The following is a 20,535-nucleotide window of genomic DNA, read 5'->3' on the forward strand; positions in this document are numbered from 1 at the left end:
TTGATAATGACGCCTGACTTTTAACCATATAACTCCTCCATGAAAAACTATCTTGCCGGCCGTTTCATATAGCTTCCATCTTAAAGTTTGAACTTGATGACTATGCCACGACTTGTCCAACGTTTTTAGCACAAATAACCGAATAATAAAATGGGACGTTGTTAAGTTTTTAACTTGCGACTATATATCAATCTTACACCACTGACTATGAGATGTTTTACTGCATTATAGATAAAATCGAAGCCGCTGATGCAGAAGTACTTAAGCATCTGACAAATTTGCCGGAGCTTAATAACGACTGGACAGAAGAAAAGAAACTGGAAATTACTGAAAACGTTTACAGGGAGCTTTCCGACCCCGCACATCCGTTAAGCATTGCAATGAAAAACATGAAAACCGTGGCGGAAGTTCGGATTATTGAAGGTCTGGATAAAACATGAAAAATAAAACCATACAGTCTAATAGCAGCGGGTAATGCACTCACTGTTGCGGTTCAAAGAGATTTTAAGAATTCCTTTACTCTATCAAATTCTGTGGCATTGAAGGGCCAATCCCCTTTCTTCGCTGCTTCTCCAAGTCTTAATGTTGGCTCATCTCGTGATGACAAAAAGACCCTTGCTTTTGCTTTAGCGAAGTCCTTTGCCGGTCTGCCCATTCCTTTCTGCTTTGATCATTCATTCAGAAGGACTAATCTCCTCTCTTAAAAATTTCACGAATTCATCGAGAATAAGTTTTTCATCCGGTTCTAGCCTGGAAAATGATTCTGATTGAGCTGCAAATCTTGAAGCATATTCCACAATATTATTTTGATTCGGCTTAATTGCGCCAGCTAAAACAGCTATTTTTTGCTGAGGAATTTTATAAAATTCAGCAATCTTATATAACGTCAGAGGTGATGGTTTATATGATAGATCTCTCTCTATTGATAAAGCTTCTTCCTTATCTATTCCGGCTTTCTTGACAAATTGATCAATACTCCAACCACCTTCTAAACGAAGCTTTTTTATTAGTTCCCCGAATGCATAGCGCAGCGTGGTTACTTTTGGGTCATCTTTCTTGAAGGTCACATTGAGCCGGCAACTCAATGCTTTGGCAATACGCTGAAGCATAGACAAGGAATGACCGTCGTAATCAGCATCTTCCAAGCGGCTTATGACTGACTGAGTTGTTTCAACTAGCTCAGCAAGCTCTCCTTGGGATAATCCTGCATCCTTCCTTAATTCATAAATTGTTCTGGCTACTTGTGCATTGACACGTTCTTTCTCTAAAGCAGCATGGCGCTTTGGGTCATTTTTGATATAGCGATTGTATAAAATCTTGACAGCGTCTTTTTCATTCTTTGTCTTTGTTATCGTCTTCATAATTTTTTCTCCTCATAAGTATGCAGTTGAGGATTATGTTTGAACATTTCCATCCTTTTTAATGCTATTTCAATATGTTTACCGGGCACCTCGCTTTCTTTTTTTAATCCATGAGATATTACGGCCATGTTCTCATGAAAAAAATATAGAATTCTATATTGAACGCTTCTAAATGCAATACGCAACTCATATATTCCATTCCTCAGCAAATCTGCTTCTGGACGGTGTAGTTCATATCCCATTTCTACTAAACGCTCTATCTTGACAATACATTTATCCTGAACTTTTGATGGCAGACCGTCCATCCAGTTCAGCAGAGGGGCGGTTCCATCAGTTTCAGCAAAGAATATAACCTTCGTTCTGGGCATCATTTTCCTCTTTTGGATAGTAAATATCGCAATATTACGATAATATCAAGCATTATTTTATCAAAAATATTATGGGGGGAAATTGGAACGCTGGGGGGACGTTGGGTAGAGGGGGACTAAAATGGGACATCCGTTAAGCATTGCAATGAAAAAAATACAGGAAATTGAGGAAATCAGAATAATCGGTAATGTTACCATATCATTTATAATATGCTGGGTAGGCCAGCAACCCGGTAAAAGTCCACTGATGATTAACTACACCTGCTTCCATAGCTGGAGTCTTGGCACGGAAAACCCGATCTTGGCCGCGACTGAGCGTTTCATGGGGCCGGATCAGATTATAACAAGCCACACAGATGGCAAATTTGGCCTTGAGCCAGTGCATAGAGCGGGCGACCGTCGGTGCTTTGCGTGCAAGATGGGCATCCCACAGTCGCCAATCCAAATTGGAACGCTCAATATAGGCGGTGTTAATCGTCCGATTCGCGCCCGCCAATCCGGAATGTGATCAGCAGGCGCGTGGAGGCGTCGATGGCCGTCCATATCCAGGTTTGTCCGTACTGCTTCTCGATTTCTTCGGGTTCACCAGAACATTTCTTTTTTTTACAAAGGTCCACAGCTCGTCGAGTTGGGTCTCGGCCAATTGTAGTGACGTCAGCAGGCCGGAAAGCACGCGTGCGCAATGCTCGCCGGCACGCAAGATTACCCGGTTGACAGTGTCTTTGTCGAGCCCCAGCAAACGCGCCGTGGCTCGCACACTGACACCCTCGGCCGCATGGTGGATGATTTGTCGGATCGTTTCGGCCGGCAAATGCAACCCGAACAGCGCACTGGTCCGGGAGGCTGCAAAACGCTTGCCGCAGGTACGACAGTACAGCAAATCGCGGTTTTTGTACTTGCCGTACTTGGCGCGAATGCCGATGTTGCCATGCCCTCGCAGGCCGTAATCCTTGCATTGTTCGTTGGGACAGAAGTTGGGTTCAGCTCTATGAGTTATATCGCATTCCATCTGAAGATATTGATAGCATGGCTGATATAACAGTTGAAGGAAACCTTGATGTGAAAATAATTGATGAAATAGTCAACTGCCTATTTCTTGCTGAATGTTATTTGCCAATCATTATAAGCAAAAGAGCGACTCAGAAGTCATGGCGATTTTTAGGCGGCGGTATATAACCGGTTCTACCCTCTTCAATTATTTTTCTTCTATATGCTTGATATATCTTGCCCAAAAGATCATCAATAGTTATAGGTTTCATTACAAAGTCAAAAGCGCCAAGCCGTATTCCTTCTGTTCCTGTTTCAATCGAACCATGGCCTGTAAGAATTACTACCTCCGATTTGATGCCCTTTTTTTTAATTTCTTTTAGTGTGGCAATTCCGTCCATACCCGGCATTTTTATGTCAAGTATTATAACGTCGAATACTTTTTCATCTACAATGCGAACAGCGCTTGCTCCATCATATACAGCTGCTGCTTCATAACCTCTTTTAGTCAGAAGTTTTACAATATTATTTGCAAAGGCTTTCTCATCATCTACTATGAGAATCTTGGGTTTATTCATTTTCGGCCATCCTTTGTTGAATTCAAATTATCTTTGAGCCCTTCGGTTATTTCGTAAGGAAGAAATATTTTAAATTCAGTACCTTTTCCTAACTCACTTTGCACTGAAATATCTCCGCCTAAATTTTTTATAATGCTGTAAGAAATGGAAAGCCCCAATCCGGTCCCTTTTCCAACCGGTTTTGTTGTGAAAAAAGGGTCGAATATTTTTCCTATATATCCAGAAGCAATGCCTGAGCCTGTATCACTTATGGAAATTTCAACTCCATTGCGAATTTTATCAAAACAAGTGCCTACAGTAATTTTTCCATAAGGCATTCCCTCGTGAGCATCCACGGCATTATTAATCATGTTTAAAAAAACCTGCTGAATTTGCGAAGGGTCTGATACCACGGAAGGAATATTTTTTTCCAGATTTCTGATAAACTCAATATTGATAACTTTTGCTCTTCCTTCAATCAGCTGAATAATTTCTTCCAGAAAAGTATTTAGATTTATCTGTTCCATACTGGAATTGATGTGTCTTGAAAACTTTAAGAGATTTTTTGTTATTTTAGTACAGCGCAGTATCTGGGATTCGATAACAGATAAAGAATCGGATAATTCCGTTTTAAATTTTTCATCAAGATCGGATAATTCATCTGATAATTCATCAAGCGAGTCTTTTATAATCTGGTTTTCGGTAAGTATAATGGCAAGAGGATTATTAATTTCATGCGCCACTCCTGCTGAAAGCTCACCAAGAGAAGCCAGTTTGCTGGCCTCGATCAGTTGTCGATTCAGACGGTCAGCCTTTTCGTCCCATTTTTTTATTGCATAGATCATATATCTGGCGCTGATAAGAGAAATTATCGTTATAGCAATCAGGCTCAGATGCAGAAAAATCAAAGCAGCACGATTTGCATGGTCAACATCTTTGAATGCTTCGGAATAATTTTGTTTTAATACGAGCTTCCAGCGAGGATTTTCAAGCCATGTATAGGCTACCAACTGACGTGGAAAATTTCTGCCGGGATATTTACCGCCGGATTCTAAAATTCCTATTCCGCTTTCCTCATGAAAAAATTCAGCCGGCAGGGGAGCTTTTTCCATAATTTTGCCGCTATAACGCGGAGTGGTTTGCAGAATTCCTTCCTGATTGGAAAGATATACTTCTCCTGTTTTGCCCATCTTGACATTTTCAACCAGTGAACGAAAATATTCCGTATCAATGGTGGCTCTTAAAATATAATTCCTATTATTATTAGACCTGCGAACCGCTATTATAAAATGAGGAACATTGCGAAACCCAGTAAACATATCGCTGATATAAACACCTTTTTTCATAACTTCTTTAAACCATACTGTATTAGAATAATTTTTTTTTATCAGATCATAGGGTCCGGCGTAGGCCAGATGTCTGCCGTCACCGTCGATGAGTCCGAGATCAGTGAAAAAAGATCCTTCAATATTCATGGTGTTAAATATTCTGACAATATTTTCATGTTGTTTAAGGTATTCACAAGAGTTCGTAAACAAAACCAATTTCAGATCATAAGTTCTTTCTCTTAAAAACATATCAATAATTTTTTGGTGATATCCTATCTGATCCTTGAAATAATTTTCCATTCGAATCCTGGAAAATCCTGAATAGTAACTATAGATACCCCATCCGACCAGAAAAAGGGGAATTATAGAGCAGGCGAGGGTGATTAAAACAAATTTCCAGTATAACCTGGAATATTGATCTTTTTTTTCTTTTTTCCCACTCATATGATTATACTTTCAAATTGTATCTGTTTAGGTTTTACGAAAAAGAGTTTTATTTATGGTTATGTCAAAACGAATAATTTCCGGACAAAAAATTTTTGGCCACTGTGTCAACGCTGGCTTCATTCGCCATCAGCATATCCATCTGACGTGTAAACTGCAGCAGCCTTCCAACCATATCCAGCTTTTGTTCAATAAGAGCGCTCTCATGCTTTTGGTATCTTGCATCAACCTTGTCTCCTGTGACCTCAACAGTAAAATCTGAAGATTGAAGTATTAACGCTATAGCTCTTACCCGCCTGTTTCTCCTGATATCGTCAGCAGCACCGCCCTTGAAGGAGAAGGTTATATAATTCATGTTGACTGTCTGGCTGCAGTAGCAATCAAGAATACTGTAGTGGTAGCCCACACGGGAACTGAAATTCAGATATTTATCCGAAATTAAAGCATAACTGCGATCGCCGAATCTTTCGACCACGGAAGGAGGAGAAAGCATCTGCTCTCTCATTACGGATAATAAGCCTTTGAATTCAACCGGGCGCAATTGGGTCTGTTGAAAATCTTTATGCATTATCCCCTCAAGAAGGGCTTTAAATGGAACAGAAGCTATGTTATCGGGAGATATATCTTTATGGTCAGGATTATTTTCTGTCAGCCCTCCTCCGAGGTCTATAACATAAAGGTCTAATGGAATAGATCCTTTAAGTTTAAAAGCCATCCCCTTTCTATCGCTTACAAAGTCGCTTAGTTTAAACATCTCCGAATAGGAGAACTCATGCACAAGCCGGCTGATATCATGAAGTGATTTGCAGAAATCGGGAGTGAAATTGGGTGATCTTGCATCCATAAGGTTTAAGGGAACTATCCAATCACTTACTTCTCTTAAAATGTTATATACAGGAGTATTTTTCATGGGAAATTGGTTTGGATTCTGGAAAGATTCCAATTCCGTAACTCTTCCCTGATATACTCTGCCTGAGTACGCATCCACAGTGATTTCCATGCCGGTTGGTATGGTAGTAGTTGCCACATTTGCATTTACTATAGTAGGTACTGCAAACTCCCTTGCAAGCGAGGCCATATGTCCCGCTATATTACCGATATCGGTTACGATGGCTCTGGCTTTTTTCATAGCCATAACAAGCTTTGGAGAAGAATGCCTTGCTATAAGAACCGATCCGTCAGGAAAATTCATAAGGTCATTATCGGAAGCTACAAGAAAAGCCGGACCAATACCGACACCGCCTGATACGGTCATGCCTTTTTCTATCAGAAGAGGGTATTCTGTCAGAACAGGAGTTATCGGAATAGTTTTTCCGAATTGTTCCGCACGCAGGGGCCGGCTTTGCAGAATAATGATTTGCCCGTTGGTATCAAGAGCCCACTCAATATCCTGAGAACATCCGTAATGATCTTCAAGTTTATGTGCATAGTCAGCAAGAATACGGACATGTTCGGGCAAGAGACAGGGCTTATGGCGGATACTGTTATCAACGGGAATTTCCATCAACCCTCCCCCGGGTTTGGATACTAACTTAATCGTTTTCTGAGAAATCTCCGCCGAGATTATCTGCCCGTTTTTATCCACAGTGTAACTGTCCGGAGTAACGACACCGCTTACTGCAAATGGCCCAAGTCCAAGCACCGCAGTGATAATAACATTTTTTTCCAGCAAATTAAGAGGATTTCTCGAATACATTATCCCGCTTGCAACGGATTCCACCATTTGCAGGCAACCTACACTCATGCCGATGTCTTCATCTCTTATTCCTTTGTTGAGACGGTAAGTGATTGCCTGAGGTGTATAAAGGCTTGCAGCGATTTCCTTATATGCCTTTATAATTTGCTCTTTAGGCACATTCAATTTAGACAGGTATTGACCTGCGGCGGAAAGCTCGCTGTCTTCACCTATTGCGCTGCTTCTCATGGATACCATAAACAAAGATTTATCACCGGTTGCGGATTCCACAAGTTTTCCATATGCAAGCATAATAGCCTCTTCAATCTCCGGAGACAATTTTGTTGAGATAATCAGTTGGCGGATATCTTCACTTATGGTTTTGATGGTTTCAGGATTATCCGGATCGATTTCCATCTTTTTTTTACTTACCTGATCGAAAAGGCCGGTTTTCAGCATAAAAGATTTAAAGGCTCGTATCGCGATAGCAAATCCATTCGGTATGGGAAGTCCGGCTTTATTAAGCACTTCGCCAAGATTAGCATTCTTGCCTCCCACCCAGTCGGCCATTTCTGCGTTTATCAAAGAATAAGGCAATATATTTTCTGACGGAATATCTTCCTTTTTCTTTTTAAGAATTTCGTTGATATTTGAATTTATTTTCTCAAATGTTTCAAAAAGTGAAGAGCAGCGATGACCGGAGAGATCATCGAGGTTTTTAACCATGCGAAGAGCATGGAATACGGCTTTGGCTGATCTTGATCTTACGTATGACATGCCGAAGACCTGCTGTCCTTGCAGCTTCTCCTCAATATCACTTATTACTTTTAAAAACTCGGCATTTGAATCAAGCAGCATTTTAAAGCAGGAATATTTAAACCGAAAAAGATCGGACAGGTTATCCCTGGCGGAAGTACTGTCGGCCTGTTTTTTCTTTTTAAATAGTTTAAGCTTTTCAAACATTATTTTTTGTCCTGAGCAGGTTCTTTGGCATGTCCTTCCTCAATAAACCTGCGACGATGAGCATCCTCAATTTTATCCAAAAGAGCATCGATATTACATGGCTTTATAACATAATCATAAGCACCTGATTTTATGCCTTCAATGCCGGCTTCAATGGAAGCATGTCCTGTAAGAAGGATCACTTCCATAAGCGGATCAATTTTTTTTATATGCCGTAAGGTTTCTATCCCGTCCATTCCGGGCATTTTTATATCAACGATAGCTATGTCGAAAGATTTTTGTTTCAGCAACTCCAAAGCATCTTCTCCGCTTGCCACATCGCTGATATCAAGGTTTCTTCTTTTTAACCTTGCGGCAAGAGTTGCCCTGAAATCTTCTTCATCATCAACCAGCAAAAGACGTATTATTTTCATATTGTTTATTTCCGATCATACTTTAGAAACTGCAACCATATATCCCGGTTCAACCACGCAGCCGGATTCCGCATAAGCAATCGAATCCGTTTCAGTAGCACTATGAACTACCGCAGTTCCAGACGCTTGGCCCTTATCGTCGAATACGTTTATGCGAGAGTTTGTCTTAACGCCATGATCATTACCTAAGCCAAAGTAGATTTCGCAGGATTCCTGCGCTTTTTTTACTTTGTAAATTAAAGCCTTTCCTTTATCGGCCATAAGATTTTCAATTTTTCCTGACAGTAAAAATATATACCCGAAGGCTAAAACGCTTAATAGAAAAAATAAAGCACCGATATACCAAGGTGATATGTCAAAATAACGTTTTATTAGTGATTTATAACTTTGCCTGTAGCTCTCATAATCTTTATATATTCTGATAAGAAATTTGTCGGGTGCTTTTTTTATTTTAATATCTTTAATTCCGACTACAAGGCTGTAATCTCCCTCTTTTATATCAGGACTTATTATAAAGCGACCCTGCCACATTTTACTTCCAAACCAGTAGCCCTTCTGAATTGAATCTATTGAGATGCGAATAAGATCCGAAGTGCTTGTGCAGACTATATCATTTGTACTTCCAACAGTTTCTGCTGCAAGCCCGTTTATGTCAATAGACGTTCCGGGAAGAGCATCAAAAACTGTTTTAGATTGCCTGAAGCCGGCCACTACAGTATCAATAATCGCAAGGCTTAATAAAACACAAAAAACGGCAGCAATTTTCCCTATTTTACTTCTTAGTTGCAAGGTTTTATCTAAATCATTCATTTTTTTATTTTGGTTTGACCGGTATTTATACCTTCACAGAAAGCCTGGAAACGACTTTTTGCGAAGGTATAAGTTTTGTTATTTCTTGAAAATATCGGTTTTACTGATATTCATAAACCTTCTTGCTTTTCCTTCAACTTTATAATAGATGCGGACTTCATCACCTGAATCCCAGGTATCATCGGGCAGCGCAAAATATTCTTCCGGTAGTGAAAAAGTAATAAGAATTTTTTGTCTTCCCGAATAAATGGTAATGGTTTTATTCTCCTTGTCTATTACCGGAAAGGGTTTGGATTCCTCAGCTGCTTCATCATAGACCAGCGGGTCTTTCTTTGCTATATTGTTTTTCTGATCTATTACTTTATAATCTATGGCTTTGAAGTTTTGTGTGGCTGTATCAAATATGACTATCTGGTTTTTCTCGGTATCAAGTTTCATCCGTTTACCTGCCTTGGGAAGAGCTCCGATTTCATTAGGGTTCTTCGGCATCTCATATGTAAAAGGCGGAAGATGTGTATAGTCCGGATTCTTCGGGTCTGCATTAAAGTCTCTGATTAGCGTAACTGTCCCTTTCTCTTTATCAAATTCGATAACTCTGCCCTGGTCCACATTTCCCAGTTTTCCGCAGGCAAAAATAAAAACAAATGATAAAGCGGACAATACGGTAAACAGGCCGGATTTTTTTATCATAATATGCTTTCTCATGCTAAGCTCCTCCTTTCTTCATGGCAATTTCCTGCTTTGCGCCCTGTATCATTTTAACAAGAATATACAAAGACAAAGCGCCGACAAGTCCAAGAATAAGAACTGTTGAGCAAGTATCCATCATAGCCTTGGTTCCTGCCACATATCTTGGAATAAGCTTCATTATTATGGAAATACAGCAGCCAATAACGGCAATGCCAAAAGCGATACGTATTCCGTAACCTTTGATATATTTGGTCGCCACTGTTCCGATCTGAGCTCCTATAGCGGCGCCGCAGAGCATGATAACAACGGCGACAAGTTCCGTTCTGCCTTTAAAAGTATATGTGCCGGCTCCGTAAAGACCTGATATCATAACTTCAAAAAGGTCTGTTCCGACAGCTATGTGGGTAGGGCACCCTATAAAATAGATAAGAGCCGGCATACGAATAAGACCACCGCCTATGCCAAGGATACCTGCCAGCCAGCCGGTAAGAAAACTTATAAAAATGGGCAGCCACACAGAGCAGGTAAATCCTGCTGCCTTAAAATGCATCATAGGGGGGATTTTAAGTTTATGGAAAGTCTTGTGCCATTCAAGCCCGGTGGCGAGTTTGTCCTCATCCAGACCTTTATCCCTGGCTTCTTTTTCTTTACTCCTCTTTTTCGCAACGTCTGCAAAAACCATCCATGCGATAAGAATAAGAAGCACAACATACATCCATCGCACAATAAACTCTACTTTCCCTAATCGTTCAAGCCACATGATCATCTGTGCGCCGCACTCAAATCCTACAACAGTGCCTACAAGCATGATCATGCCAAGCCGGTAATCAACGTTTCCAAACCTGCCGTGCCGCATAGTGGAAATAAGGGACTTTCCAGCCATGTGGGCGATATCGGTTCCTATGGCAAAGGCCATGGGAAAACCAAGAATATTAAGCCCGGGCGTAACCATCCAGGCTCCACCCATACCAAAAAAACCACCAATTATTCCGACCCCGACCCCAAGGATAACAAGGCCGGGCCAGAATACTGTAACTCCCGAAATGGGCATCAGAACATATAACCAATCCATGATTTAACCTCCCAAAGTTAATTCTTATTTAAATTTCAAAATGCTCCTCAATAATTATTCTAAAAATCTTAGTGTTCCGACAATTCCCTTGATTTTAAGTCTATTCCTATCTTGGACATAAAAAAGTCTGCCAGAAGACCAAAAATCACTCCGATAATCGGAATGGATACAACTGTTAAAATCGTAAAATACACATGGCTTTCATTATAAAGATTGGCGAACCATGCCTCCCAGCCGCTTAACTTGCGGGTGTCGGCAACTATAACGAGAAGTGATGCTTTTTCACCTCCCGCCAAAGCTGCTTGAGTAAAAAACAGAAACGACATTGTAATCATACCTGTCAGTTTAAACCACAATTTACGCATTTTGTTACCCTCCTTTTTTTGTTTTATTATATTATCGCCTTACGGGCATATGGTTCATTTTCTAAAATGATCCTTATAAAATATTAATTGTGCGGCCGGCCTATCTCCTTTATTTTTGCACCGCGAATCTTTTGTTCCTGCGAAGCTTTATTCTCAAAAGCTGCTGCAAGCTTTTCGAGAAGTTCTGCAAACTTTACAGGTTTTAACAGATAATCAAAGGCTCCAAGCTTTAAACCTTCAATGCCGGTTTCAACAGAGGCATGACCTGTAAGAAGAATTACTTCCGTTAAAGGCTGTAATTTTTTTACCTCTCTTAATACTTCGATGCCATCCATGCCACCCGGCATTTTGACATCCAGCAGAACGATATCGAAGGGCTTCTCCTTGATAAGCTTTAAAGCAGCCTCTCCGCTGGAAACACCTGTTGCTTCTATTTTTCTTTTTTGCAGACGATTGACTATGGTTTCCAAGAAATCGGTTTCATCATCTGCAATTAAAACACTGAAGGTATCCATTAAACCTCCTTATCTGCTCCTATTTTTTTTCCGGAACAACAACCGGTAATTTTACGGTAAATATCGTTCCTTTTCCTTCCTCACTTTCAAGAGTGATGGTTCCGCCCATATTCCGGACAATATTATAACTGACGGATAAACCAAGCCCTGTACCTTTTCCTGATTTTTTTGTTGTGAAAAAAGGTTCAAAAATTTTTGCCTGATGTTCTTTTGGGATTCCCTGCCCATTGTCTTTGACACTGACTGATATTTCCGAATCATTTCTCCGGCTGTTTATATTTATTGTACCGTCTTTACCTATCGCATCGACAGCGTTGGTTAATAGATTCAGAAATACCTGCTGGATCTGCGAGTGATCACTTGCAATAATAGGAAGATCAGGGTTTGAGTCATATATTATAGAAATATTATTTGTTCGGGCATAACTTTCAAGAAAACTTATTGTTTCATTGATCACTTTATTTATGTCCACATCTTCAAGGTGAGGCTCCATCCTTCTTGCAAATCCAAGCATTCCATGAATTACTTTTCTTGCCCTTTCCACATGTTCTTCTATTTTATGAAGTGACTTTTTATACTCTGCAAGATTTTGGCTATTCTGAAATTCCTCTTCTGTGAGAAGATCTTCCATCCAACCTGTTTTTTCGGCTATTACGGCAAGAGGGTTATTTATTTCATGGGCAACCCCTGCCGCCATCTTGCCGAGGGCAGCCAGTTTGTCTGAATGGACAAGTTGTGCATTCAACTCATTCATCTTGCGATCGTAGTTTTCAAGCCGCCTTATGGTCATATGTGTAGTAAAGATTGTAGTAAAGATTATCAGCAGACAACCTGCCGTTACGATAATAATCTCCATCTGTTTTGTTTTAAAAAGCCGGGTCATTTCTTCTGTTGCATCCTGGCTTATTACAAGAAGCCAGTTGTTGTTTTTTAACCAGCGTCCGGCATAAAGTAATTTTCTGCCTTCCGCATTCATCTTTTCCTGAACCGTTGTTCCCTCTCCAAAAATAGTAGGATTCAGGTTTGATTTGGACAGAATTTCGTTGCCAAAACGCATGCGGGTTTGATAGTAGCCTGCTTTATTAACGATAAAAGCATCTCCTGTTTTTCCAACTTGTGCGGTTCTGACAAGAGTCTCAAAAACATCGGAATCTATAGTCGCTCTGAGTATCCAGCTTTTATTGGTTTCCTGGCGCTGGAGAGCGATAATGAAATGTGGTACGCGTCTGTATCCCATAAAGACATCACTTACATAAACACCCTTGCTTACAACTTCATGAAACCATGGTTCCGAATAATAGTTAACATTAAGAAGATTATATGGGCCAATATAAGCAACATGGCGACCGGAGTTGTCGATTAAACCAAGATCAATGAAACCGCCGACTCTGTTGTTCATTATCCGGAATATCTTTTCCAGATTATTCTTGTCTGACAGATAATCGAAAGTACATGCGTCGGCCATAGCAAGCAGAATGGCTGTGCGTTCTTTCAAAAATAATTCTATTGAATTGCTCTGAACTCTGGCCCGGTAGGAAATCTGTTCTTCAATTTTGCCCTTAAACATTTGAGCGAATTGGTAGTAAATCGTAACGCTTAAAAATATAAGCGGTATAAAGGAGACTAACAGCGTTACGAAAATAATTTTTCTTTGCAGGTTCGCATATAGTCGCCTTTTCATATAGATTCCTTTCTATTCCGTATGCTTCTCATCTTCTAAACGTTTGATTTTCTGTTCCTGGATTTTTTTTCTTTTGTAGGCATCTTCAAGTTTATATAACAATTCATCAACATCAGTTGGCTTCATAAGATAATCGAAAGCGCCTACTTCCATCCCCTCAACGGCTACTTCAACATTTGCATGTCCTGTAAGCATTATTACTTCAACCAGCGGTCTTATTTTCTTGATTTCTCTTAATGTCTTTATGCCGTCCATCCCCTGCATTCTTACATCAAGGACAACCAAATCTGTTGGGGATTCCTCTAATATTTTAAGAGCTTCTTCGCCGCTGCCAACACCGGTTGCTTTTATTTTTCGCTTTTGCAGCCTTTTAAGCAACGTATCCAAAAACTCTTTTTCATCGTCTACTAGAAGGACGCTGAATTCATACATTTGTTATACCTCCTGTTTTTAAACAAATTTCTTTAATTCTATTGAAAAGCTCTTCAAAATCGCATGGTTTTGCAAGATATTCCACTGCACCGTATTGCATGGCTTCATCTGATGCAGCTTCCGAACCGTGGCCCGTAAGTACAATCACCGGAAGTTCAGGCACCATTTTAGCTAAAATTTTCAGGACTTCAATTCCATCCATTTCTTCCATTTTAAGATCAATAATCGCTATATCGAAATCGGATTTTCGAATGGCACGGAGCGCTTCAGGGCCGGAGAATGCTTTTGTAACTTCGAAATTTCTCTTTGATAGTCTCTTTGCAATTACATTGACAAAGTCCTTCTCATCATCAACAAGCAACAGCCTGATACGATCATGCTTTATATTTGATTTCGCGCCAACAATTTCTGTGCCTTCCGCTTTTGTGTTTACCATTTTATAAAATCCATGTTTAACAGCTTTGTTATAAGCCTGTTTATCCTCTTAAGATATATTGCCTTTATAGCCGCTTTTTAATCTTTCCTTTTTGAGGGAAGCCGTACATAAAATGTTGTTCCTGCATCAACTACGCTGCGTACGTCAATTATTCCCCCCATTTTTTTTACGATCCCATAGCAAATGGAAAGTCCTAATCCGGTTCCTTTCCCCACAGGTTTTGTTGTAAAGAATGGATCGAATATTCTGGCAAGGTTTGCTTTCGGGATTCCAGGCCCATCGTCTGCCACGCTGATTACAACTTCATTAGCCTCCAGCATGCTTTTTAAAGTTATATTGCCGCCCCTTTTTTCAAGTGAATCAAGGGCATTGTTCATAAGGTTCAAAAAGACCTGCTGTATTTCAGTATGAGATAAGCGTAATATTGGCAGATTTTCCTGAAGGCTTGATTTTATAACAACATTGGAAAATTTAGCCCTTTGTGTGCAAAAACTTATTACATCATTAATTACTTCATTAATATCAACATCTTCTATGACTGCTTCTGTTTTTCTTGCAAAACTTAAAAGTTTTTTAGTTATATCCCTGCATCGTTTTCCCTGTGTCTTTATCTGCGCAAGAGCCCTTTCAAGTTCGTTTTTATTTTCCTGGTTGTTTAAAGGTTCTTCCTCCATAAAGTCATGTATCCAGCCTGCCTCTTCAACCATAATCGCAACAGGATTATTAATTTCATGAGCTATTCCGGCAGCGAGTTCACCCAGTGAGGCGAGTTTTCCGGTTTCAATAATCTGCTGGTTCATAATCGCTTTTTCATCATCTGTTTTTGCTATTTTGGCTACTATCCATTTCGAGAGTAGAATTGCAGTTAAAATTATAAAAATACCGTCTATAAGAATGATAAGAAGAGTTATTTGTCTTGCATTGGTCAGTTCGGAAAAAGCATCGGATTTATCCTGCTGGCAGATAAGCACCCACTTGCTGTTTTTTATAAGAGTTGCAACAAAAAGATATTTTTTCTCCGAATCGTTATGGAGTTCAGAGAAGTAAACGCCATCTTTTGTATTCTCCCCATTGGCAATAAGATTATAGATTGAATACACTTTATCTGAAACCGCCTCAACTCTCGGTTTAGATTGATATTCTCCTTTACTGTTCAGTATAAATGCAAAACCGGTTTTGCCGATTTTAAGATTTTCCACTAGCGAATTAAAAGTTACAAAGCTTATTGTTGCTCTTAATACCCATGGAACTCCATCCCTGTATTGTCTGGCAGTAATCACAAAATGAGGTGTTCCGCGTAAACCAAGAAAAATATCGCTTATTGAATAATCACTTTGTATTGCATTTTTAAACCACTGGGCATCCGAATAATTGGCATTTTCAAGTTTGAACGGTCCGGCGTATGTAATCTGAATACCCTTGTCATTTACTACTCCAAGATCCTCAAATACCGAGCCGTATTCAGTCTGAAGCGAAGCAAGGCTGCTTCTTAAAAAATCTTCATTGTTAATCTTTTCAAAAGAAAAAGATTTTGCCATGAATCTTATGCTGTTCAGTTTCTCATGTAAAAAACTATCTATGTTCTGTTTATGCTTAAGAACCAGCTCTTTAAGATGTTCACTTTGCTTGTTGTGATATGATACGCTAAAGCGGTTTAAAATAACTCCGCTGACCAGAATTAACGGAACAAAGGAAACAGCAATAATTATGAGAAGTATTTTTCTCGTAAGAGATTTATAATAAGGATCTTTAAGCCTGTTTTCCTGGTTCATGGATTATTTTTTTTAATTTCCTTTTTTAATATCTGCTCCTGATGTTTTATTTAAAATTCCGGCAATTACTTTTTTTAGCTGCTCTATGCTGTTCCCGCCTTTCTCGATAAATACGGTTGGGTCAAATATTCTGGATATAGCAATATAATCTGAAAAAAAAGTATGAAGTATAACCGGAATATAAGGAGTTTTCAGATTAAGCTTTTTTAATAATAATGATTCTTCCGCATCAGGCAGATCCGGGTCAAGAATTAAAATATCAACAGGATCAGCATGATAAGCCCATTTTAAAACTTCTCTGCCATTTTCCGCAAGTTTGACAATGTAACCTTCAGCTGTCATTTCGCGCTTTAAAAAGTCCCTGACATTTGAGTTTTTATCGGCAATTAATATCTTGAATTCTTTTTTCAAAGTATATTTTCCGGGATAAATTGTTTTAAAAAAATTCTGCAAGGCATATGCCATCTTTATCCGGAGGAAAATATTTTATAACTAATTAAAATAATGTGATGATAGAAGGTATACTAAATCATGTTTTTAAGAACCCTGTGTCTGCTTTTTTTACAGTATGTAAAGAAACCAAAAAATATTGTTCTTATGAAATACTATCTGTTTAAGTTGAGACGTCCGGCGGTTTTGGTTCATCGGGTGCTTTGTCCCAAGCCATGGATCATCCTGTCTTGAGATGTTCCTGATATTTTTTGATTCAAAAAAAGAGGTGCTGTAAGTTTAATCCATACACATAGCGATTTCGATTTCACGGATATTTTTTAATATATCGTCTTTTTCTTTTTCAGACAGGCCAGACTTGTTCAAGCGTATTTTGAGTGCAAGAAGAGTCATCTCGTTCCTGTATTGTTCGCATGTGTATATATTATTTTTTTCTTCAGTCATTATCTTAGGATAACAATAAGGGTGTAAATCTTAAGAATAAATGGTAAGTACCCGATTAATAAATATTAATTTTAAACACGCCCGATTTTTTTCATCACATCTCTAAATACTTTATAAAAAAATTCATGATCGGTCAGTCCGCGGCTGAAAATTTTGCCGAAATCTTTCATGTTGTTTGAATTTATTATGATGTTAACACTTTTTTGAAATGCCGTCATATTGTCCATGGTTCGAAACCTGTCACTTAACAGCGCAACAAATATGTTCCGTCGGGTTGAAATAGGCAGGCGTTCGAGATTAAACATTATGGGATTGGCATCCGGGTTGGCATTATCAAATTTTTCGTTCAGCACTATTGTGTCATAGACATGATAACGCATCTTTTTTATTACATCTCTTCCGTTTTTTGCCACTGTCATAGTGAATTCCATCAGATTAAGTGTTTCTAAAATTATTTTTATGAATTCCGGGTCTGATTCGCAAATAAGAGCTGTTTTGCCCTCTTCTTCTATAAAATCAAAGGGCTTGTCCGCCGCATCATATGAGTCGGATGTTACGGCTTCATCGAAAGAAAGATTTTCCTTCCCTGATTTTAATGCAGGTGGCTCGTCCTGTTGATCAAAATTAATATCTTCATCTTTAACTGTTGTATTTATCGGTATCTTGTTTTTGCATTTCGGGCAGGCAATAGATTTTAGTTCTGCCGGAATTTTTTCATCGGAAATCCTAAACTTGCCGTTGCATTTATCGCAGGTTATATCCATGATGTTTTTTATCAACCCCCATGATTTTGATGCTTTTGTAAAAAGTTGTTATCTTTTCGGTCCTTTCTTCCCATAACTGCGGTCAATTTCAAGTTTTTCGATATCGGTTGTCTTTTCACCTCTTGAGCTTTTAATCGAATCGATCCCACGCCCGACCACTCCTTTACGTGAAGCGTAGGAAACTGCTGTTTCTTCTGTGATGATACCCTGGCCGTAAAGATCTATAATATAGTCATCAAAAGTAGTCATTCCAAAGGGCCTGCCCGCCTGCATAATATCGTAAAATGTTTTTTCTTCGGTTTCTCCATTTAAGATAATATCTTTAACCCGCAGGTTCATACCGAGAATTTCGAATGATGCCACACGGCCGCCACCGACTTTAGGAAGCAGCCTCTGGCATACTATCCAACGGATTGTATCGGCAAGACGTATTCTTATCTGGTTTTCCTCTTCTTTGGCAAACATGCCAAGTATACGGTTTATTGTTGCACCGGCATCAATTGTGTGAAGAGTTGAAGCTACCAGATGCCCGGTTTCAGCAGCGCTCAGTGCTATTTCGATAGTATCCCTGTCTCTCATTTCACCTACAAGTATAACTTTCGGAGCCTGTCTTAAAGCAGCTCTCAGGCCATTTGCGAATGTGTCAAAGTCAATGCCGAGTTCGCGCTGGTTGAAGGTGGATTTTTTGTGAGGATGCTGATATTCAACAGGATCTTCAAGTGTAACAATATGAACTGATTTTGATTCATTTATATTCTCAAGCATTGCGGCAAGAGAGGTTGACTTACCTGTGCCGGTTGCTCCGGTCACCAGAACTATACCGTTTCTTTCCTCTGCTATTTTATAAAATGCTTCGGGAAGATTCATGCCGTCAATTGTGGGAACCTTTGTTTCAAGACGCCGAAGAACAATTGAATAATTTCCGGATCTTGAAAAGATATTTACCCTGAAACGCGCTTTTCCGGGCAAAGTGTAGGATAAATCGCAGGAACCTTCTCTGAGAAGAGTTTCGGTTAGCCTGTGATCCTGGTTGATAAGATTTAATGCCATAATTTCAGTCTGGAAAGGCGTTAATTCTTCAAATTTAGGATTTATATCAATGGCAATAAGTTCCCCCGAGCTTTCAACCTGCATGGGTTTTCCAACTGTGAAGTTTAAGTCGGATACATCTTTGCGGGCATCAATCATTTTTGTCAGAATGTGGTCTATTTCTTGTTTTCTCATAGCTTGATCCAGTATTTCTGATAAAGTCAGGTTAATAAATATGACATTGTTTACGAAAAAAATGCTTTTTATGCGTCAGTGAAATCTGTCGGCGGATTCTTTAACAGAGGTCTGAATTTAGATTTTTCATTAGCTTTTGCGTATGCATCTTCTGAGCTGATCCAGCCTTTATTGTATAATTCCATTATAGCGTCATCTAGTAGCTGCATTCCGTATTTTTTTCCTGTTTGTATCATAGAGGCAAGCTGATGCGTTTTTGATTCTCTTATAAGATTACGGACAGCCGGAGTTCCAATCATAATTTCAAGAGCCGGGCAGCGCGATTTAATATCTATTCTTTTAAAGAGAACCTGAGCGACAATTGCTCTTATACCATCGGATAAAGTTGAACGGATCTGAGCCTGTTCGCTTGATGGAAAGACTTCTATTATACGGTCAACCGTTTTTGCTGCGCTTGAAGTGTGAAGAGTGGCAAAAACCAGGTGTCCTGTAGATGCAGCTTCGATGGCAAGAGATATGGTTTCAAGGTCACGCATTTCGCCTACAAGTATAATATCCGGATCTTCGCGTAAAGCTCCGCGAAGAGCTGCGCTGAATGTTTTGGTATGCAACCCCACTTCCCTGTGGTTTACAATGCATCCCTGGCTTTTATGAACAAATTCAATGGGGTCTTCAACAGTAATAATATGATCTTTTCTTTGCTTGTTCGCAACATCAACAATTGCAGCAAGTGTTGTGGATTTGCCGCTGCCTGTAGGTCCGGTAACAAGAACAAGGCCTCTTGGAAGCAGGGCAAGCTTTGATATTACGGAAGGAAGCCCAAGCTGATCCGCCGTCAATATATTGCTCGGAATTTCCCGAAAAACTGCTCCGATGCCATATTTCTGCATAAAAAAATTCGCACGATAACGAGCCAGGCCAGGAATCTCGTAACCGAAATCAATATCTCCCGTTTCCTCGAATTTTTTAACTTTCTCTTCAGGCGCTATCTCATACAGCATGCTTCTTAATGAATCCGAGTCCAGTTCTTTATATTTAACTCTTTCTATATCCCCTCTTATCCTGAGCGCAGGGGGTTGCCCTGAAACAAGATGAAGGTCGGAAGCGCCCTGCTCATTCATCAATTTAAAAAAAGCATCAATTTTTGCCATAGAAACTCCCGTTGTAGTATTTTAATTATTACCGTCAAAATTATGAGCTTATAATGAATTCACAGGGGTATGCCAATATTGAATATATCATTTAAAACAGCTAATTAACATAACCATCTAAACGGATTGATTGAAAGGCTCAATTACCGATTCTTCCGGATTAATATCATTTTGTTCTTCTCTGCTCATTTCAAGAAGCCTGGAGTAAGTTTCTATTATTGATCCAATCTGAGCTTCCATCTGAATTCGCTGTCTCTTAAGCTCTGAAATATCATTTTGCAACTGAACCAGTCTGTTGTTTGCACTGCTTAAAATCATTTCGGCTTTTACTTCAGCATCAGCAACAATTACCTCAGCTGATTTCCGGGCATTGTCTTTTATCTGTTCAATAACATTCTGGGAATTTATAAGAGCCATCTTAAAAGTTTCTTCGCGATTTATATGCTCTCTGATATCTTGTCTGAGCCTTTCGGTTTCATTTTTCAACTGGTCGTTTTCATTTATTAATAATTGGTAAGCATCTGCAATATCTTCAAGGAATCCATCTACTTCTTCGACATCGAATCCTCTGAAACTTATCTTGAATTTTCGTTGAAAAATATCAAGAGGCGTCAATTTCATTTTGTACTCCTA

The 20,535-nt window shown here is 39.4% G+C and carries 25 protein-coding genes and 1 pseudogene; 2 read left to right on the forward strand and 24 right to left on the reverse strand.

Annotated features, from left to right (window positions below; genetic code table 11):
* Positions 1-141 (reverse strand): annotated as a pseudogene (locus VXK47_RS03075) (IS1380 family transposase); the annotation flags it as partial.
* Positions 142-212: 71 nt separating this feature from the next.
* On the opposite strand from VXK47_RS03075, the gene VXK47_RS03080 reads away from it, so the two are divergent.
* Positions 213-440, forward strand: a complete 228-nt coding sequence (locus tag VXK47_RS03080; protein ID WP_435547304.1) for a hypothetical protein — start codon at positions 213-215, stop codon at positions 438-440.
* Positions 441-493: 53 nt separating this feature from the next.
* Here VXK47_RS03080 and VXK47_RS03085 read toward each other — a convergent pair whose 3' ends face one another.
* The 3 genes from VXK47_RS03085 to VXK47_RS03095 are packed head-to-tail and all read right to left on the reverse strand — an operon-like array spanning position 494 to position 1,732.
* Positions 494-655 carry a hypothetical protein gene (locus VXK47_RS03085; RefSeq protein WP_435547305.1) on the reverse strand — a complete coding sequence of 54 codons (162 nt, stop codon included), beginning with the start codon at positions 653-655 and terminating at the stop codon, positions 494-496.
* Positions 656-674: 19 nt separating this feature from the next.
* A complete protein-coding gene (locus VXK47_RS03090) occupies positions 675-1,361 on the reverse strand; it encodes a helix-turn-helix domain-containing protein (protein WP_435547306.1) in 687 nt (228 codons plus the stop codon).
* Entirely contained in the window at positions 1,358-1,732 is a 375-nt protein-coding gene (locus VXK47_RS03095; RefSeq protein WP_435547307.1) for a type II toxin-antitoxin system RelE/ParE family toxin, read from the reverse strand. Before VXK47_RS03095 ends, VXK47_RS03090 begins: the two co-directional genes overlap by 4 nt.
* A 118-nt stretch (positions 1,733-1,850) precedes the next feature.
* Here VXK47_RS03095 and VXK47_RS03100 point away from each other — a divergent pair, with 118 nt between their 5' ends.
* The gene (locus VXK47_RS03100; RefSeq protein ID WP_435547308.1) at positions 1,851-2,237 is read left to right on the forward strand and encodes a hypothetical protein; all 387 of its coding nucleotides are present in this window, start codon (positions 1,851-1,853) and stop codon (positions 2,235-2,237) included.
* Here the strand turns inward: VXK47_RS03100 and VXK47_RS03105 are convergent, their stop codons facing one another.
* The 20 genes from VXK47_RS03105 to VXK47_RS03200 all read right to left on the reverse strand — a co-directional run bounded on the left by VXK47_RS03105 (position 2,238) and on the right by VXK47_RS03200 (position 20,523).
* A complete protein-coding gene (locus VXK47_RS03105; RefSeq protein ID WP_435547309.1) occupies positions 2,238-2,738 on the reverse strand; it encodes a transposase in 501 nt (166 codons plus the stop codon).
* A gap of 130 nt (positions 2,739-2,868) precedes the next feature.
* Complete coding sequence (locus VXK47_RS03110; protein ID WP_435547310.1) at positions 2,869-3,294, reverse strand: response regulator; 426 nt, start codon at positions 3,292-3,294, stop codon at positions 2,869-2,871.
* Positions 3,291-5,045, reverse strand: coding sequence for a sensor histidine kinase (locus VXK47_RS03115; RefSeq protein WP_435547311.1), 1,755 nt, complete (start codon positions 5,043-5,045; stop codon positions 3,291-3,293). The genes VXK47_RS03110 and VXK47_RS03115 overlap by 4 nt, the downstream gene beginning before the upstream one ends.
* Before the next feature lie 64 nt (positions 5,046-5,109).
* Positions 5,110-7,683 (reverse strand): PEP/pyruvate-binding domain-containing protein, encoded by a 2,574-nt coding sequence (locus tag VXK47_RS03120; RefSeq protein WP_435547312.1) that lies wholly within the window; start codon positions 7,681-7,683, stop codon positions 5,110-5,112.
* Positions 7,683-8,096 (reverse strand): response regulator, encoded by a 414-nt coding sequence (locus VXK47_RS03125; protein ID WP_435547313.1) that lies wholly within the window; start codon positions 8,094-8,096, stop codon positions 7,683-7,685. The genes VXK47_RS03120 and VXK47_RS03125 overlap by 1 nt, the downstream gene beginning before the upstream one ends.
* A 15-nt stretch (positions 8,097-8,111) precedes the next feature.
* Positions 8,112-8,906: a hypothetical protein gene (locus VXK47_RS03130; RefSeq protein ID WP_435547314.1), complete on the reverse strand. Its 795-nt coding sequence runs from the start codon at positions 8,904-8,906 to the stop codon at positions 8,112-8,114.
* 78 nt (positions 8,907-8,984) lie between these two features.
* Complete coding sequence (locus tag VXK47_RS03135) at positions 8,985-9,611, reverse strand: DUF4881 domain-containing protein (protein WP_435547315.1); 627 nt, start codon at positions 9,609-9,611, stop codon at positions 8,985-8,987.
* Position 9,612: 1 nt separating this feature from the next.
* Entirely contained in the window at positions 9,613-10,668 is a 1,056-nt protein-coding gene (locus VXK47_RS03140; RefSeq protein ID WP_435547316.1) for a sulfite exporter TauE/SafE family protein, read from the reverse strand.
* A gap of 68 nt (positions 10,669-10,736) precedes the next feature.
* Entirely contained in the window at positions 10,737-11,033 is a 297-nt protein-coding gene (locus tag VXK47_RS03145; protein ID WP_435547317.1) for a DVU0150 family protein, read from the reverse strand.
* A gap of 83 nt (positions 11,034-11,116) precedes the next feature.
* Positions 11,117-11,548: a response regulator gene (locus tag VXK47_RS03150; protein ID WP_435547318.1), complete on the reverse strand. Its 432-nt coding sequence runs from the start codon at positions 11,546-11,548 to the stop codon at positions 11,117-11,119.
* Between the two features lie 19 nt (positions 11,549-11,567).
* A complete protein-coding gene (locus VXK47_RS03155) occupies positions 11,568-13,229 on the reverse strand; it encodes a sensor histidine kinase (RefSeq protein WP_435547319.1) in 1,662 nt (553 codons plus the stop codon).
* Between the two features lie 12 nt (positions 13,230-13,241).
* A complete protein-coding gene (locus VXK47_RS03160; RefSeq protein WP_435547320.1) occupies positions 13,242-13,661 on the reverse strand; it encodes a response regulator in 420 nt (139 codons plus the stop codon).
* Positions 13,654-14,097, reverse strand: a complete 444-nt coding sequence (locus VXK47_RS03165) for a response regulator (RefSeq protein ID WP_435547321.1) — start codon at positions 14,095-14,097, stop codon at positions 13,654-13,656. The genes VXK47_RS03160 and VXK47_RS03165 overlap by 8 nt, the downstream gene beginning before the upstream one ends.
* A 77-nt stretch (positions 14,098-14,174) precedes the next feature.
* Positions 14,175-15,869 carry a sensor histidine kinase gene (locus tag VXK47_RS03170; protein ID WP_435547322.1) on the reverse strand — a complete coding sequence of 565 codons (1,695 nt, stop codon included), beginning with the start codon at positions 15,867-15,869 and terminating at the stop codon, positions 14,175-14,177.
* A 12-nt stretch (positions 15,870-15,881) separates the two neighbouring features.
* Entirely contained in the window at positions 15,882-16,280 is a 399-nt protein-coding gene (locus VXK47_RS03175) for a response regulator (RefSeq protein WP_435547323.1), read from the reverse strand.
* Between the two features lie 318 nt (positions 16,281-16,598).
* The gene (locus VXK47_RS03180) at positions 16,599-16,763 is read right to left on the reverse strand and encodes a hypothetical protein (RefSeq protein WP_435547324.1); all 165 of its coding nucleotides are present in this window, start codon (positions 16,761-16,763) and stop codon (positions 16,599-16,601) included.
* Positions 16,764-16,834: 71 nt separating this feature from the next.
* Positions 16,835-17,527 (reverse strand): zinc-ribbon domain-containing protein, encoded by a 693-nt coding sequence (locus tag VXK47_RS03185; RefSeq protein WP_435547325.1) that lies wholly within the window; start codon positions 17,525-17,527, stop codon positions 16,835-16,837.
* 48 nt (positions 17,528-17,575) lie between these two features.
* Positions 17,576-18,751, reverse strand: coding sequence for a type IV pilus twitching motility protein PilT (locus tag VXK47_RS03190; protein ID WP_435547326.1), 1,176 nt, complete (start codon positions 18,749-18,751; stop codon positions 17,576-17,578).
* 68 nt (positions 18,752-18,819) lie between these two features.
* On the reverse strand, positions 18,820-19,902 hold the full coding sequence (locus tag VXK47_RS03195; RefSeq protein ID WP_435547327.1) for a type IV pilus twitching motility protein PilT: 1,083 nt from the start codon (positions 19,900-19,902) through the stop codon (positions 18,820-18,822).
* 117 nt (positions 19,903-20,019) lie between these two features.
* Positions 20,020-20,523, reverse strand: a complete 504-nt coding sequence (locus VXK47_RS03200; protein ID WP_435547328.1) for a DivIVA domain-containing protein — start codon at positions 20,521-20,523, stop codon at positions 20,020-20,022.
* Between the last annotated feature and the right edge of the window lie 12 nt (positions 20,524-20,535).

This window comes from Desulfobacterium sp. N47, assembly GCF_051233685.1.
In the GTDB taxonomy this organism is placed as follows: domain Bacteria; phylum Desulfobacterota; class Desulfobacteria; order Desulfobacterales; family RPRI01; genus RPRI01.

What these genes read in the sequence shown, in the direction of transcription:
- VXK47_RS03080 (WP_435547304.1), top strand. Translation starts at nt 213, where the DNA reads ATGTTTTACTGCATTATAGATAAAATCGAAGCCGCTGATGCAGAAGTA.
- VXK47_RS03085 (WP_435547305.1), bottom strand. Translation starts at nt 655, where the DNA reads ATGGGCAGACCGGCAAAGGACTTCGCTAAAGCAAAAGCAAGGGTCTTT.
- VXK47_RS03090 (WP_435547306.1), bottom strand. Translation starts at nt 1,361, where the DNA reads ATGAAGACGATAACAAAGACAAAGAATGAAAAAGACGCTGTCAAGATT.
- VXK47_RS03095 (WP_435547307.1), bottom strand. Translation starts at nt 1,732, where the DNA reads ATGATGCCCAGAACGAAGGTTATATTCTTTGCTGAAACTGATGGAACC.
- VXK47_RS03100 (WP_435547308.1), top strand. Translation starts at nt 1,851, where the DNA reads ATGGGACATCCGTTAAGCATTGCAATGAAAAAAATACAGGAAATTGAG.
- VXK47_RS03105 (WP_435547309.1), bottom strand. Translation starts at nt 2,738, where the DNA reads ATGGAATGCGATATAACTCATAGAGCTGAACCCAACTTCTGTCCCAAC.
- VXK47_RS03110 (WP_435547310.1), bottom strand. Translation starts at nt 3,294, where the DNA reads ATGAATAAACCCAAGATTCTCATAGTAGATGATGAGAAAGCCTTTGCA.
- VXK47_RS03115 (WP_435547311.1), bottom strand. Translation starts at nt 5,045, where the DNA reads ATGAGTGGGAAAAAAGAAAAAAAAGATCAATATTCCAGGTTATACTGG.
- VXK47_RS03120 (WP_435547312.1), bottom strand. Translation starts at nt 7,683, where the DNA reads ATGTTTGAAAAGCTTAAACTATTTAAAAAGAAAAAACAGGCCGACAGT.
- VXK47_RS03125 (WP_435547313.1), bottom strand. Translation starts at nt 8,096, where the DNA reads ATGAAAATAATACGTCTTTTGCTGGTTGATGATGAAGAAGATTTCAGG.
- VXK47_RS03130 (WP_435547314.1), bottom strand. Translation starts at nt 8,906, where the DNA reads ATGAATGATTTAGATAAAACCTTGCAACTAAGAAGTAAAATAGGGAAA.
- VXK47_RS03135 (WP_435547315.1), bottom strand. Translation starts at nt 9,611, where the DNA reads ATGAGAAAGCATATTATGATAAAAAAATCCGGCCTGTTTACCGTATTG.
- VXK47_RS03140 (WP_435547316.1), bottom strand. Translation starts at nt 10,668, where the DNA reads ATGGATTGGTTATATGTTCTGATGCCCATTTCGGGAGTTACAGTATTC.
- VXK47_RS03145 (WP_435547317.1), bottom strand. Translation starts at nt 11,033, where the DNA reads ATGCGTAAATTGTGGTTTAAACTGACAGGTATGATTACAATGTCGTTT.
- VXK47_RS03150 (WP_435547318.1), bottom strand. Translation starts at nt 11,548, where the DNA reads ATGGATACCTTCAGTGTTTTAATTGCAGATGATGAAACCGATTTCTTG.
- VXK47_RS03155 (WP_435547319.1), bottom strand. Translation starts at nt 13,229, where the DNA reads ATGAAAAGGCGACTATATGCGAACCTGCAAAGAAAAATTATTTTCGTA.
- VXK47_RS03160 (WP_435547320.1), bottom strand. Translation starts at nt 13,661, where the DNA reads ATGTATGAATTCAGCGTCCTTCTAGTAGACGATGAAAAAGAGTTTTTG.
- VXK47_RS03165 (WP_435547321.1), bottom strand. Translation starts at nt 14,097, where the DNA reads ATGGTAAACACAAAAGCGGAAGGCACAGAAATTGTTGGCGCGAAATCA.
- VXK47_RS03170 (WP_435547322.1), bottom strand. Translation starts at nt 15,869, where the DNA reads ATGAACCAGGAAAACAGGCTTAAAGATCCTTATTATAAATCTCTTACG.
- VXK47_RS03180 (WP_435547324.1), bottom strand. Translation starts at nt 16,763, where the DNA reads ATGACTGAAGAAAAAAATAATATATACACATGCGAACAATACAGGAAC.
- VXK47_RS03185 (WP_435547325.1), bottom strand. Translation starts at nt 17,527, where the DNA reads ATGGATATAACCTGCGATAAATGCAACGGCAAGTTTAGGATTTCCGAT.
- VXK47_RS03190 (WP_435547326.1), bottom strand. Translation starts at nt 18,751, where the DNA reads ATGAGAAAACAAGAAATAGACCACATTCTGACAAAAATGATTGATGCC.
- VXK47_RS03195 (WP_435547327.1), bottom strand. Translation starts at nt 19,902, where the DNA reads ATGGCAAAAATTGATGCTTTTTTTAAATTGATGAATGAGCAGGGCGCT.
- VXK47_RS03200 (WP_435547328.1), bottom strand. Translation starts at nt 20,523, where the DNA reads ATGAAATTGACGCCTCTTGATATTTTTCAACGAAAATTCAAGATAAGT.